Origin of the sequence: Pseudarthrobacter sp. C4D7, assembly GCF_013359725.1 — a bacterium.
Classification (GTDB): Bacteria; Actinomycetota; Actinomycetes; order Actinomycetales; family Micrococcaceae; genus Arthrobacter.
Window position 1 is genome coordinate 192,831 of sequence record NZ_JABFMW010000004.1, and the last position, 13,108, is coordinate 205,938.

Consider the following 13,108-nt stretch of genomic DNA (forward strand, 5'->3'; position numbering starts at 1 on the left):
AGGCACGTGTTTCTCGTGAAACACTTCCGCCTAGCACGTGGAGTGGTTGCTCCCGCCATCCACGCACAGCATAAGCCGCCTCTTGCTATAAGTGTGTCGAGAAATCCCGCAGTCTCTACACCACCAGCACTTGGAGAGGGATACTTTGCATTCGGCCCAAATAGCTGGATCCCAACGTGACCCTGGCACTCCGCCGCGATCTCCATTTGGCCCCATTTCTGGACCAGAAGAGGGGCGAATGAAATAGGCACGGTAGGACTTCAGTTGGGGCACCCGGCCGTACCTCCGGAAGAATAGGTAGATACCTACTGGCCGTGCCAATGGAGCCGCGCTCCGGATTAGGCACGTGTATGACTATTTATCTAGATTCCTAATTCAGTGCAAAGAAAAGCTGTGGAAGCTGTACGGGCTCTCGTAGGGGCGCTGCGGGGATACTCATCAATAAACATGGGGGAACTATCGAAACGGGTCACACTCATCAACCTCACAGCCAATCTCAAGCGATGGCCCCAGACCTCTGCCCGCTGCCCTGGGGTTGTCTGAATATAGCCGAGCCCAGGGGTATGAGTTCTAAAGAACGTCGTGGAACTAGCTATTCGGCACATCCACAAATTCCGGGCTGATCACTGTTTCGTCGGGCAGAGCCTTGCCGTTTCACGTGAAACCACGCTAACTCGGGCGTAGTCCATATCCTCTGAGTCCGATACGAAAGGCCTAGACGTAGGAGGTCGTTAAAACACTGACATCGTTTCACGTGAAACCACGCGAGATATGGCGTCGTCCGTATCCCCTCACTCCAGTACGGAAGGCCGCGGAGGGGAAGTTGTTCAATCGTCAGCATCGTTTCACGTGAAACATGTGCGCGCTGCTGTACCAGGACGTATTACCCTTCAAGACGGTGAACGGCGCTTGCAAGACTATTCACTTTATGTCGTCAGCCCCGTAAGACAACCACTCTACGACCTGGTCTACGAGGCCAGCTCGCAAATGCGCTCAGGTTCCTTATGCTCCGGCAGTCGTCAATACCGGAGGGATCAACCGTCCCCATACCTCACAGTCCGGAAGTATGCCAAAACATCACTTAACGGCCTTCTTCAGCGAACCCGGCTGCAGAGGGGGGGACGTCGGCGGCTTCAGGCGAGTCGTTTAGGTGCGCAAACTCCAATTGGGCGGCTACTAGCTCCCAAGGTTTGCCCATGGCGAGCCGTTCAAAATCCACTGGTGGATATTTAAACTTCCCATAGGAGCCGAGGTGCAGCCGCTCCCTTCGATACTCTTCTATTCGCCCCTGCCCACGCCGAGCGAACCAATCAACCAAGGACTACGCGGCATCAGCGCACACTGTGGGGATGAGAAGTGATCTTATCCACATCGATATCCACAACACTTCAGCTGGCTTATCCACAGCGTTATCCCCACTGCTGAGAGGCGCATCACCCGTAGCGCACGCTCCCATTGTTCACGTGTCTATCAGTGCAAATTTGCACGCCCGCGAGGGCCACGAGGTGTGTAGGACCCGACGCATGGGAAAGAAGGCCTCTGTCAGCTCACCTTCACCCACATATAAACCAAAAATGGCGTTCTTTGCGTACTTAAGGCTGTGGAATGTCTGGCTACCGTTGTGTTTCACGTGAAACCTTCTGGGTGGATTCTGTCTTCTTTATAGGCGGAGTCCGGAGACAGCATCCAGACAACAGGCCGGTGCTTGACATGTCAGGCAGTGAAAGATGCAGGAGGTCAACTTCTGTTCCCATAGTTATCCACACAACTATCCACAGTCCTACCAAGCCGATGACCCCACTCTACGGACCGATTAGCGTGGCCAGCCAGGCCTACCCCATTTTCCAGATCTCGTCGACGAAGAACCGTGGAACTGAACGGACCTACATGTCTCGAACAGAAGGTCAGCTTGAATTGCCCTCATTGCAGTACATACAAAACTGCGTGACTGTTGGGCTGGCCCCTTTGTCGGAATCAGGTACTCCTGCCGCTTGCAGCAACTGCTGAACGGCCCATCTTTAGCCGTCACAAAACGCCATCGTGTGCAGGCAGCTCCGTCAATAGTCTGATATGCCCAGCCAGTGGACAGGGGATCAGGACTGACGGAAATAGGCAGGGGATACGCTCATTGCTTCTCGTTCGCATAGGAGCTGCACCATCTGCGACCGCCATTCAGGGCAGCCGAACCGTTCGCCACTGTCACACGTCAGCAAATATCGAGTAACGACAACCCGGTAAGCAGGGGTAGTGCACACAATTCAGGTGCAATCATCCGATGCACTCTTAGGACAAGCCAGCACAGGGAAATAGTCAGCCCACCGGCAGTCTCAGCATGCATGAAATGGCAGGGAGCCCGGCTCCTGGTCTTCGGCTTTAGAAGAGATCATCCGTCCTAGGAAGACACTGCGGCACGTATCGCTCGCATTAGCCGGCGATCACCGGATTGTTCCATGCGCGACCGCACTTGTGTCGACGAATAGGGTTCATACATCCGGTCCACGGATGCCCATCAGGGTACTCGTGTTTCACGTGAAACATTCGTGATTCCTTATACGGATGCAGGTGCGGGGCAGAGGGCCAGAGTCCTAGAACGATTCTTGAGCAGGAGACACTCCGATCTACTCAGAGGCCGATGTTGAGTCCCCAACGGGAACGTCGAGTGCATAAATAGCGGTGGAGACCATTTGACCGAAGGCGCAAGGGAGAGAAGCAAACAGTGAAGGTCAACGGAGACGTTCAGGGTCGTTTCACGTGAAACATCCTTGGCGCGATCCGACTAACGTCGTTTCACGTGAAACTTTCAAAGACCCCGAGCTGCATAGCCTTTACTCCATCTGCTATCCGCAGCGCATAACGCCGTCTCAGTCCTTCGTGTCAGCCGTTTCGAGCAACCAGGAAAATTGCCACCCCCGTGGTTTTACTGGCGGCAAAAGATGCCGCCGCAGCTTATTCGCAGTACACGATCTGAAAACGGCTGTTGTCACCCCGTCCCAACCCGGTCTTGCCAAGGGTCTGGCCTACCCCGGGACACCCCAGGTTCGTTGGAATGCCACCTCGCTTTTACGACAAACCAGTCATGTGAAGTCCAGCAAGGCGCGATCGTTCGCAATGGTGGAGTAGGCCACGGTACTGGTGGAGGCCTCTACTTGGGTTGGTGCTGGTGGCCTCCTCCCCGCTGCAACCAGGCCGGTCATCAGCACAGTGAAGCCGATTGCCCTTCCCTGCGCGGTGGCACCAAATACGTACTCACCTCTGCTGTACAGGCTCCGGGGCCGCCCACCAATCCTTAATGCGGTCAAGGGCGCCATCAATGGTGCGACAACACGTGTTTCACGTGAAACAGCCGCTCCATTTGCAGCCCAGCGAAAGATGTTTAAGCATCTGAGCACACCTAATCGATCCAGTGCGGAGCACGCTTTACGAGCGTGAGGGTCCGAGGCGCGCAAGCTGACCCACTGAGCGGCCCAGATAGGGCGCGTGGAGGCCGTTTGACGGCTGGGGGACACTTGAGGCCGCGGAGAGCTGGAACGGCTCCGGAGACCACTATTTCGGCGGCTGGAAGCCAGCCCCAGGCATCTGCAGTCCACGTCCACGTCGCCAAACGGAGTTGTTCGCGGCAAAGAAGCCTACTGGCATCCTGCCGGTGAAGGGGCCGCCAGCGCAGACAACAAGAGAGGCCCGATTCAAGAAGAATCGGGCCTCTATGTACTGAGTAGCAGACCTAGTTGTTCGCTCCGGGGGCCAATACATCCATGATGCGGTTCAGGTCCTCCACGCTGGCAAACTCAATGCTGACTTTGCCCTTCCGCACGCCCAGGGAGATCTTGACGTTGGTGTCCAAACGATCTGAAAGTGAGGAGGCCAGGTAGTCGAGGCGCTCGTGGCGGGCCCCGGGACGTGGAATGTTGTTCTTGGCAGGCTTGGCGGGGTCCTGGTAGAGGGTGACGGCCTCTTCCGTTGCCCGAACGGACATACCCTCAGCAACGATCTTCTGCGCGAGGCGCTCCATGGCCGCGGCATCCGGCAGGGACAGAAGTGCCCTGGCATGACCGGCAGAAAGTACGCCCGCAGCCACGCGGCGCTGCACCAGCGGGGGAAGCTTCAACAGGCGCAGAGTGTTTGACACCTGGGGCCGGGAGCGGCCGATACGGTCCGCAAGCTGCTCATGGGTGGTTCCGAAGTCTTCGAGCAGCTGCTGATAGGCCGCAGCCTCTTCCAGGGGATTTAGCTGGCTCCGGTGAAGGTTCTCCAGCAAGGCGTCGCGCAGGAGGTCGTCGTCGGTGGTGTCCCGGATGATGGCGGGGATGGTGTCCAGGCCGGCTGCCTGTACCGCACGCCAGCGGCGCTCACCCATGACCAATTCATAGGTTTCACCACTTTCTTCGGTTGAAGTACGGACAACAATTGGCTGGAGTACGCCGATTTCGCGAACGGAGTGGACCAGCTCAGCCATGTCGTCTTCATCGAAGACACTTCGGGGCTGTTTGCGGTTGGGATGGATGTCCCCGACAGGGATCTCGGCAAAGCGTGCACCCGGGACCTCGACTAGTTCTACACCAGAGTCGGCAGGCCGGCCTGCTGCTGCAGGTGCTGGAACCGCATTCCCGGTGGTCACCTCAGCAGCAGTATCAGACGTATCAGGAACATCCGGTTGAGGGGCTGCTTGGCCAGCTGGCTTGGCTCCGGCCGATTCCGTCCTCTTGGTGGGCGCCTTCCTGGAGGAGTCAGCTGCCGGCGCAGGAGCACTTGCAGCGTCACTGCTTTCCTTGGCTGCCGTAGGCCTCTCAGCTGCGGGCTTCACCGCAGCACGACTGGACGAACGGGCCGGGGCCTCCTTAGCCGCTGTCTTGGCGGAAGAAGGCGCTGAAGGAACTGCGGGCTGGTCCTGCGGTTCGGTTTTTTTCCGCCCCTCCGGGAAAAACAGGTCCACAGGCCGCGATACCGCCCCGCCATTACCGGATGACCCATTGGCTGCCGCGGAACTAGGAATCAGCGCGCCAAGACCGCGGCCTAGGCCGCGTCGCTTCTCGCTCATGGGTAAATCCCTCCAGTGGTAGAACCAGGACAAGCCTGGCTCTGTGCGTTGCGGTAATGAAGATTTTAGCGTTCGGCTATTTCAGCAGCGGCTTCCAAGTAGGACAGTGCACCACTTGAGGAAGGATCGTAAGTCATGACCGTCTGCTGGTAGCTGGGAGCTTCGGAGATCCGCACCGAACGTGGAACCACGGCTGAGAGGACCTGCTCGGGGAAGTGCTGGCGCACTTCGGCGGCTACCTGTGCAGCGAGGTTGGTCCGTCCGTCATACATGGTGAGGAGAATGGTTGAAACCACCAGGTCAGCGTTGAGGTGCTTTTGGATCATCTCAATGTTCTTGAGGAGCTGGCTGAGGCCTTCCAAGGCGTAGTACTCGCACTGGATGGGAATCAGTACCTCGCTGGCCGCGCAGAAGGCGTTAACCGTCAGCAGCCCCAGGCTCGGCGGGCAGTCGATGAAGACGTAATCCAGCCGTTCTTCGCCATTCTTCTCGCGCGTCTTTGCGTAGACATCAATGGCGCGGCGCAGGCGCTGTTCGCGGGCAACAAGCGACACCAGCTCAATCTCGGCACCGGCAAGGTGAATGGTAGCGGGAGCGCAAATGAGCTTCCCGATGTCAGGGCAAGGGGCAACCACGTCAGCCAGCGGAACATCGTTGATGAGGACGTCGTAGATGCTGTCCACATCCGCGTGGTGTTCGATTCCAAGGGCCGTCGACGCGTTGCCCTGTGGATCGATGTCGATCACCAGGACATTGAGTCCGGCAGCAGCAAGGGCAGCCGCGATGTTCACCGTTGTGGTGGTCTTGCCAACCCCGCCCTTCTGGTTGGACACCGTAAAGATCCGGGTCTGATCCGGCCGCGGGAGCTTTCGCCCCAGTAAACGCTCACGCCGTTTGGTTTCGTGGGCGAGTTCCCGTGCGATGGGACTTGAATCATCAATGGCGTCAATGACGTTTGATCGACCACCGGAGGTTGTTTCACGTGAAACGGCGTTCCCGGATGACGGCGACGCAACCGTTTTTGGGTGGTTACCGCCGCGTCCGGGAGCCATGGCGCTTCCCGCCAGTCCTGACCCAGCGACAGAACGTGCCGACCCCAAGGACACAAACGGTGGAATCCGTTGTGCGGAGGCTTCACTACTGGTCACTGGGGCACACTCACTCTCGTTCAGCCAATTTTGCTGCTGTTGTCTAGCCTAGCCGCTCGCGCCTGCTGACAGCCGTCAGCGGGCCCGCGTTAGGACTTCTTTTGGGACTTGTTCACCACGATGCGGACCACCGTGGTGGGCTCCTCCAGGAGGTTGTCGCCCACTGTCAGCACCGAAGTCGACACACCACCCAGCTTGCGGATGGTCTTCGCAGCCTTCTCGATCTCTTCGCCGGCGCTCCGGCCCTTAATGGCCACCACTTCGCCGCGCCCCCCAAGCAGAGGAATGGTCAAGCCTGCAAGGTTGGACAGGGCCGACACGGCGCGGGCCGTGACAACATCTGCCTCCACGTGCCCCACAGCGAGTTCGGCCCGCGTGCGCATGACCGTGACATTGTCCAGGCCCAGGTCATCAACCACTTCCTGGAGCCAGATCACCCTGCGCTCCAGCGGTTCAATAAGGGTCAGTTCAAGGTCCGGACGTGCAATTGCGAGGCAGAGCCCTGGAAGTCCAGCACCGCTGCCGACGTCGGCCACATGGCTTCCGTGGGCGATTTCGCTCTCGATGACCGCGCAATTGAGCACGTGGCGGCTCCACAGCCGCGGGATCTCGCGCGGGCCGATCAGGCCACGCTCGGTCCCTGACGTGGCGAGGTGTTCAACATAGCGCTTCGCCAGCTCCAGGCGGTCGCCGAAAATCTTCTCAGCAGCGCCAAGCTCTGCTGCCGTGATGTCAACCATTATTATTGGGTCAGCATTCTCTAGTCTGCGGAAACAACAATGTGGCGTCCGGCGCCTTCGCCCTCGGACTCGCTGACCAGGCCGAGATCGGCCACGGCGTCGTGAACAATCTTGCGTTCATAGGCGCTCATCGGATCCAAGGCGACTGATTTGCCGGTTTCCTTCACCGACGCTGCGGCGTCCTCTGCGATCTTCTGCAGGTGTCCGGTACGCTCCTGGCGGTAGCCGTTGATATCCAGGACAAGCCGGGAGCGGTTTTCCGTGGCGGACAGCACAGCCAGGCGGGTGAGTTCCTGGAGTGCTTCCAGGACTTCGCCGTCCTCGCCAACCAGGCCCTCAAGGCCTTCGGATTCTTCTTCGGCAACGATGGAGATGTAGGTCCGTCCGTTCCGGACCTCAATGTCGATGTCGCCATCGATGTCGGCAATGTCCAGCAACTCTTCAAGGTAATCGGCAGCGACGTCTCCCTCTTCTTCGAGGCGACTGGCAGCGGAACCCTTGGCGGCGGAATCGTCCTCGTTCACGGACGCGGCCTGATCTTCGATCTCTTCGGAATAGGCCTGCTCGGTGCTCTCAGCTGACATTACTTCTTCTTCCTGTTCTTGCGCTGGGGCTGGACGCGCTGTCCTTTGATCTCAACTGCGGCCGCCGCGGCGGCGTCGGCTTCTTCATCCCGCTTCCCGGTCAGCACGGACAGGGCCGGCAGGCCCTTGGCGGCACGGCGTTCGGCGAGGGCCTTGGCTGCGGGGGATCCCGGCGTCGGCATGCGGCGGATGACGAAGAACTGCTGGCCCATGGTCCACAGGTTGGTGGTGGTCCAGTAGATCAACACACCGATGGGGAAGTTGATGCCACCCACGCCGAAGACGAGGGGCAGGATGTACAGCATCATCTTCTGCTGGCGCATGAACGGGCTGGCCATGGCTTCTTCAGACATGTTCTTGGCCATGATCTGCTTCTGGGTGATGAACTGCGAGGCCGTCATGGCAAGGATCATCACGATGGAGAGCACCACGACGGCGACCTGGCCCCCGCCGCCCCCGCCGTGCAGCAGGGAAGCGGACAGCGGAGCACCAAAGATGCTTGACGCATCGAACTCGACTACCTGCTCGTGGCTCATGGCCCCAATACCGGCACCCTGGTCCTTGGCGGCGGAAATACCGGACAGCACCTGGAACAACGCGAAGAAGAAGGGCATCTGGATGAGCATGGGCAGGCAGGCTGAGAAGGGGTTGGTGCCGTGCTTCTTGTACATGGCCATCTGTTCCTGCGCCATTGCCTGGCGGGACAGCTGGTCGGTCTTGCCCTTGTACTTGTCCTGGAGCTTCTTCAGGTCCGGCTGCAGCAACTGCATGCCGCGCTGGGCCTTGATCTGCTTAACGAACACCGGAATCAGGGCGGCACGGATCACCAGCACCAGTCCGATGATGGACAGCGTCCACGTCCAGCCGTTCGCGGCGGGCATCCCGATAGCGCTGAGGCCATCGTGGAATCCAATCATGATGATGGAAACCAGCCACTTGAACGGGGCCATGATTGTTCCAAAGAAGTCCATACTTATCCCTATTCGTCAGGCCGCACTGCGGCCTTCTTCATCAGTCCGAGCAACCAGATACCTGTCCGGATTGTTCAGCACAACAATTGTGGGGGTCTGGCCTGGCGGCCATTCCCGGCCGCCGGCGGGGACGTGGTCCACTCCGCCGGCGTTCCATGGGTGGCAGTGGCCCAACCGCCGGGCGGCGAGCCAGGTTCCCTTGACGGCACCGTGGACGGTGACCGCTTCAAGGGCATAGGCCGAGCAGGAAGGAAAAAAACGGCAGACGGGACCGTACAAGGGAGAAACCACCTTGCGGTAGGCCATCAGCAGCAGAATGAGGATGTTGCGGGGCAGGTTCCACAGGAACGTCCCGACGGCGGCAATCACGGTGCGGGAGCGGGCGACGACGGCGGTGGCGTTAGGCACGCGGTGTCCCCTCCTGTGTTGTACCGGCTGAACCCTTGGCGGCCCTCGGCGGACGGGCGGCCAGCCGGTTCAGCGTAGATTCCAATGCAGCGTTGTAGTCCGACAGCAGCTGGTCCCAGCTGGCTGAGGCGGACGCAGGAAGCGCCCGCACCACGATAGCGAGTCCAGTACCGTGCTCGCGCAACGATGCAGCACCCGCTTCTCTCAGTCTCCTCTTAACGAGGTTCCTGACCACTGCGTTCCCTACACTTTTGGAAACGATGAACCCGATCCGGCTGGGTTCCCCGGCAGCAATGGCTGCCGCATATAACACTACGTTCCGGCGTCCATTGCGGACACCGGAACGTACGGTTGTTGAAAAATCAGTTGAGGTCCTCAAGCGGTTGCGGGCGGCCAGCACCTTAAACTCGCAAAGGGATGTCTACCGATAAGCCAGTAGTTTAGGCCGACAGTTCGGTGCGGCCCTTGCCACGACGGGCTGCCAGGATGGCACGGCCGGCACGGGTACGCATACGAAGGCGGAAGCCGTGCTTCTTGGCTCGACGGCGGTTATTCGGCTGAAAAGTCCGCTTGCTCACGTTAGTTACTCCAGTGGATCAAAGGTGCGCCCACCCGATCAGTAATTGGGGAAGAACTGGCCGACGCTAAGTTTTGTATATGCACGCTTCCCCCGGCTGCACCAATGCGCACTGCGCCTGGATGTTCAGATGGGGCCAAAAAGCGGACACAAAGGACTTCACAACGTTAGGGCAATCTGCAAGCCCGAGTCAAACCGGGACGCGCCGCCGGGGATGTCCCCAGCTGTTCCTAACTATCCCCAACACCCTGTGGATGAAGTGGCTCACAAGGGCAGTTCCGGAACCACAACCGTGTAATTATCCACAGCCGGATAGCCAGCTATCTTCTAGGCTTTTCATCCCCTAGAGTGGCTCAGTAGCCGATTATCCACGGTCTGTGTATAACCCTGTGGATTAAGTTGGGCCAGCACCCTGGTTCCGGACGAGGGGCTGCACGCAATGCAGGCATAGCAAGTTTTGAGGGAACCGATTGATGACAGTAGACGAAGCCAACCACGCCAATACTGTCGGAAGTTCCTGGCGCCGGGTTGTCAGCCTGCTGGAGCAGGACCACCGCGTAACACCTCGCCAGCGTGGCTTTGTCATCCTTGCCCAGGCGCAGGGCCTTATCGGTTCCACACTCCTGGTGGCCGTCCCCAACGAACTCACCCGCGAGGTACTCCAGACCCAGGTCAAGGAAGCCCTGGATGACGCACTGCATAACGTCTTTTCCGAAGACATCCGGTGCGCCATCGACGTGGACACCGATCTGGTCCCCATCCACGAGGAACCCGAAGCCGTCGTCGAACCGGCTTTCGCGCCGGACCAGGTTGTTGAGCAAAAGCCGCAGCCCATGCTGCCCAGCACGTCGCATGAGTTCGGCCGGCTGAACCCCAAATACGTCTTCGACACCTTCGTGATTGGTTCCTCGAACCGTTTTGCCCATGCCGCCGCCGTCGCAGTGGCCGAAGCTCCCGCCAAGGCATACAACCCGCTCTTCATCTATGGCGACTCCGGACTGGGCAAGACCCACCTCCTGCACGCCATCGGCCACTACGCCCGGCGCCTGTACAGCGGAATCCGCGTCCGCTACGTGAACTCGGAGGAGTTCACCAACGACTTCATCAACTCGATCCGCGATGACGAGGGTACGAGCTTCAAGACCACCTACCGCAATGTGGATGTTCTGCTGATCGATGACATCCAGTTCCTGGCTGGCAAGGACCGGACGCTCGAGGAGTTCTTCCACACCTTCAATGCCCTGCACAACAACAACAAGCAGGTGGTCATCACCTCGGACCAGCCGCCCAAGCTGCTGGCGGGATTCGAGGACCGCATGAAGTCCCGCTTTGAGTGGGGCCTGCTGACGGACATCCAGCCGCCGGAACTTGAGACCCGGATCGCCATCCTCCGGAAGAAAGCGCTGAGCGAAGGCCTATCGGCGCCGGACGATGCCCTGGAATACATCGCATCCAAGATCTCCAGCAATATCCGCGAACTTGAGGGTGCACTGATCAGGGTGACTGCGTTCGCCAGCCTGAACCGACAGCCGGTGGACGTTGCGCTGGCCGAAATGGTCCTGAAGGACCTCATCACCGATGACGGCGCCCAGGAGATTACCTCCGCCCAGATCCTCCAGCAGACGGCTGACTACTTCAAGCTCAGCATGGAAGAACTCTGCAGCAAGTCCCGGACCCGGACGCTGGTGACTGCACGCCAGATCGCCATGTACCTCTGCCGGGAGCTGACCGACATGTCGCTCCCCAAAATCGGCCAGGAACTTGGCGGCCGCGACCACACCACGGTCATCCACGCAGACCGGAAGATCCGCGAACTGATGGCTGAGCGTCGTGTGATCTACAACCAGGTAACCGAGCTGACCAACCGCATCAAGCAGCAGCAGCGTGACTCCTGAATCCACACTGTGCCGGCCACTCCTTACCTTATTAACAGGGGCATGTGGATAAGCCTGTGGATACTTAAGGGGACAAGCGCGGTTAATGGGCTTAAAACCCTTAAGCCGTCTGTGGATCGTTAAAAATGGCTGTTCGCGTTGTCCCCATTCACACCCTGTTTAAAACCCACTTAACGCACAGTCGGTGAACAGGGCTTAAGCGCGGAACGGCGCGGCAGGATGGGGTTATCCACAGTTTCCACAGCAGTTATTAACACTACTAATCCCAAAAAATTGAAATCCCTCAAACAACAAGAACGATTCGCGCATCCGGCACAGGGGCCTGCCGGCCCCAGCCGGCCTGGTGGGGACTGCGGGGGATGGGTTAATCCCAGATCTTCCGGCTAAGCTGTCAGCAGCGCTCCCATCCCTGGGTTTTCGTGTGGTTTCCGTTTCCACGGACCATGCACCAGCCGTGGTGCGCCCAACTTCTTCCGGAGTTTCCGCTGGAACTTCCGGGTTTTACTTGGCAACAGCAATGAAAGGCGGCACCCTTCCGTGAAGTTCAGAGTCGATCGGGACGTCCTGGCAGAAGCCGTCACCTGGACAGCCCGGTCGTTGTCTCCGCGGCCGCCCGTGCCTGTCCTCTCCGGCCTGCTGTTGAAGGCAGAAGCTGGAACCGTCAGCCTGTCGAGCTTTGACTACGAAACGTCGGCCCGCCTCGAAATCACGGCCGACATCAGGGATGAAGGAACCATCCTGGTATCCGGCCGCCTTCTTGCCGACATCTGCCGGAGCCTTCCTTCCGCGCCTGTGGACGTGGAAACCGATGGCAACAAGGTCACCCTCACCTGCCGCCGAAGCAGCTTCCACCTCGCCACCATGCCGGAAGCCGAATATCCGCCACTGCCTTCCCTTCCGGCTATCAGCGGAACCGTTCCGGGCGACGCTTTTGCCCAGGCCGTTTCCCAGGTGATCATTGCGGCAAGCAAGGACGACACCCTCCCCATCCTCACCGGCGTGCGGATGGAGATCGAAGACGACCTGATTACCCTCCTGGCTACGGACCGTTACCGGCTCGCCATGCGGGAAGTCCCTTGGAAACCGGTAACTCCCGGCATCTCCACCAGTGCCCTGGTCAAGGCCAAGACGCTCAACGAAGTAGCTAAAACCCTTGGAAACAGCGGCGACATCAACCTCGCCCTGTCAGACGATGACAGCCGGCTCATTGGTTTTGAAAGCGGCGGAAGGACCACCACGTCCCTGCTGGTGGATGGCGATTACCCCAAGATCAGGTCTCTCTTCCCCGAATCCACCCCCATCCACGCCACGGTCCAGACCCAGGAGCTGGTGGAAGCCGTCCGGCGTGTGTCACTCGTGGCTGAACGCAACACCCCTGTCCGGCTCGCCTTCACTTCCGGCCTGTTGAACCTCGACGCCGGCACTGGAGAGGACGCCCAGGCTTCAGAAGAACTGGAAGCCCAGCTGTCCGGTGAGGACATCACGGTCGCCTTCAATCCGCATTACCTGATCGAAGGGCTCAGCGTCATCGAGACGAAGTTTGTCCGGTTCTCGTTCACCACCGCTCCCAAGCCCGCCATGATCACGGCCCAGGCAGATGCAGACGGGGAAGACCAGGATGATTACCGCTACCTCGTGATGCCTGTCCGCCTTCCCAACTAGTCCCCATTGGCTCCCAGCCTTCGCAAGCTCAGGCCGGGGCCCTCGCCAATGGGGGTCCAGCCGGGCGGCGTGGGCCCACCAATCGCCA

At 59.4% G+C, this 13,108-nt stretch carries 10 protein-coding genes; 2 read left to right on the forward strand and 8 right to left on the reverse strand.

All coding sequences use genetic code 11. From position 1 onward, the window contains the following. Positions 1–3,721: 3,721 nt before the first annotated feature. The 8 genes from HNO81_RS05455 to rpmH form a co-directional block, all read right to left on the reverse strand. Entirely contained in the window at positions 3,722–5,035 is a 1,314-nt protein-coding gene (locus HNO81_RS05455) for a ParB/RepB/Spo0J family partition protein (protein WP_175317116.1), read from the reverse strand. Between the two features lie 65 nt (positions 5,036–5,100). Further along, the gene (locus HNO81_RS05460) at positions 5,101–6,183 is read right to left on the reverse strand and encodes a ParA family protein (protein ID WP_371818168.1); all 1,083 of its coding nucleotides are present in this window, start codon (positions 6,181–6,183) and stop codon (positions 5,101–5,103) included. An 89-nt stretch (positions 6,184–6,272) separates the two neighbouring features. Then, positions 6,273–6,923, reverse strand: a complete 651-nt coding sequence (gene rsmG / locus HNO81_RS05465) for a 16S rRNA (guanine(527)-N(7))-methyltransferase RsmG (RefSeq protein ID WP_175317117.1) — start codon at positions 6,921–6,923, stop codon at positions 6,273–6,275. Positions 6,924–6,943: 20 nt separating this feature from the next. Then, positions 6,944–7,507 (reverse strand): R3H domain-containing nucleic acid-binding protein, encoded by a 564-nt coding sequence (locus HNO81_RS05470; protein ID WP_175317118.1) that lies wholly within the window; start codon positions 7,505–7,507, stop codon positions 6,944–6,946. After that, positions 7,507–8,478: a membrane protein insertase YidC gene (gene yidC / locus HNO81_RS05475; protein WP_175317119.1), complete on the reverse strand. Its 972-nt coding sequence runs from the start codon at positions 8,476–8,478 to the stop codon at positions 7,507–7,509. Before yidC ends, HNO81_RS05470 begins: the two co-directional genes overlap by 1 nt. A 15-nt stretch (positions 8,479–8,493) precedes the next feature. Continuing rightward, positions 8,494–8,886 carry a membrane protein insertion efficiency factor YidD gene (gene yidD, locus HNO81_RS05480; protein WP_175317120.1) on the reverse strand — a complete coding sequence of 131 codons (393 nt, stop codon included), beginning with the start codon at positions 8,884–8,886 and terminating at the stop codon, positions 8,494–8,496. Beyond that, positions 8,879–9,286, reverse strand: coding sequence for a ribonuclease P protein component (rnpA, locus tag HNO81_RS05485; protein WP_175317121.1), 408 nt, complete (start codon positions 9,284–9,286; stop codon positions 8,879–8,881). The genes yidD and rnpA overlap by 8 nt, the downstream gene beginning before the upstream one ends. Before the next feature lie 40 nt (positions 9,287–9,326). Next, on the reverse strand, positions 9,327–9,464 hold the full coding sequence (gene rpmH, locus HNO81_RS05490) for a 50S ribosomal protein L34 (RefSeq protein ID WP_003800212.1): 138 nt from the start codon (positions 9,462–9,464) through the stop codon (positions 9,327–9,329). Positions 9,465–9,936: 472 nt separating this feature from the next. Here rpmH and dnaA point away from each other — a divergent pair, with 472 nt between their 5' ends. Then, a complete protein-coding gene (gene dnaA / locus HNO81_RS05495; protein ID WP_175317122.1) occupies positions 9,937–11,358 on the forward strand; it encodes a chromosomal replication initiator protein DnaA in 1,422 nt (473 codons plus the stop codon). A 537-nt stretch (positions 11,359–11,895) separates the two neighbouring features. After that, positions 11,896–13,020, forward strand: a complete 1,125-nt coding sequence (dnaN, locus tag HNO81_RS05500) for a DNA polymerase III subunit beta (RefSeq protein WP_175317123.1) — start codon at positions 11,896–11,898, stop codon at positions 13,018–13,020. Positions 13,021–13,108 lie beyond the last annotated feature (88 nt).

What these genes read in the sequence shown, in the direction of transcription:
- HNO81_RS05455 (WP_175317116.1), bottom strand. Translation starts at nt 5,035, where the DNA reads ATGAGCGAGAAGCGACGCGGCCTAGGCCGCGGTCTTGGCGCGCTGATT.
- yidC (WP_175317119.1), bottom strand. Translation starts at nt 8,478, where the DNA reads ATGGACTTCTTTGGAACAATCATGGCCCCGTTCAAGTGGCTGGTTTCC.
- rsmG (WP_175317117.1), bottom strand. Translation starts at nt 6,923, where the DNA reads ATGGTTGACATCACGGCAGCAGAGCTTGGCGCTGCTGAGAAGATTTTC.
- HNO81_RS05470 (WP_175317118.1), bottom strand. Translation starts at nt 7,507, where the DNA reads ATGTCAGCTGAGAGCACCGAGCAGGCCTATTCCGAAGAGATCGAAGAT.
- dnaA (WP_175317122.1), top strand. Translation starts at nt 9,937, where the DNA reads ATGACAGTAGACGAAGCCAACCACGCCAATACTGTCGGAAGTTCCTGG.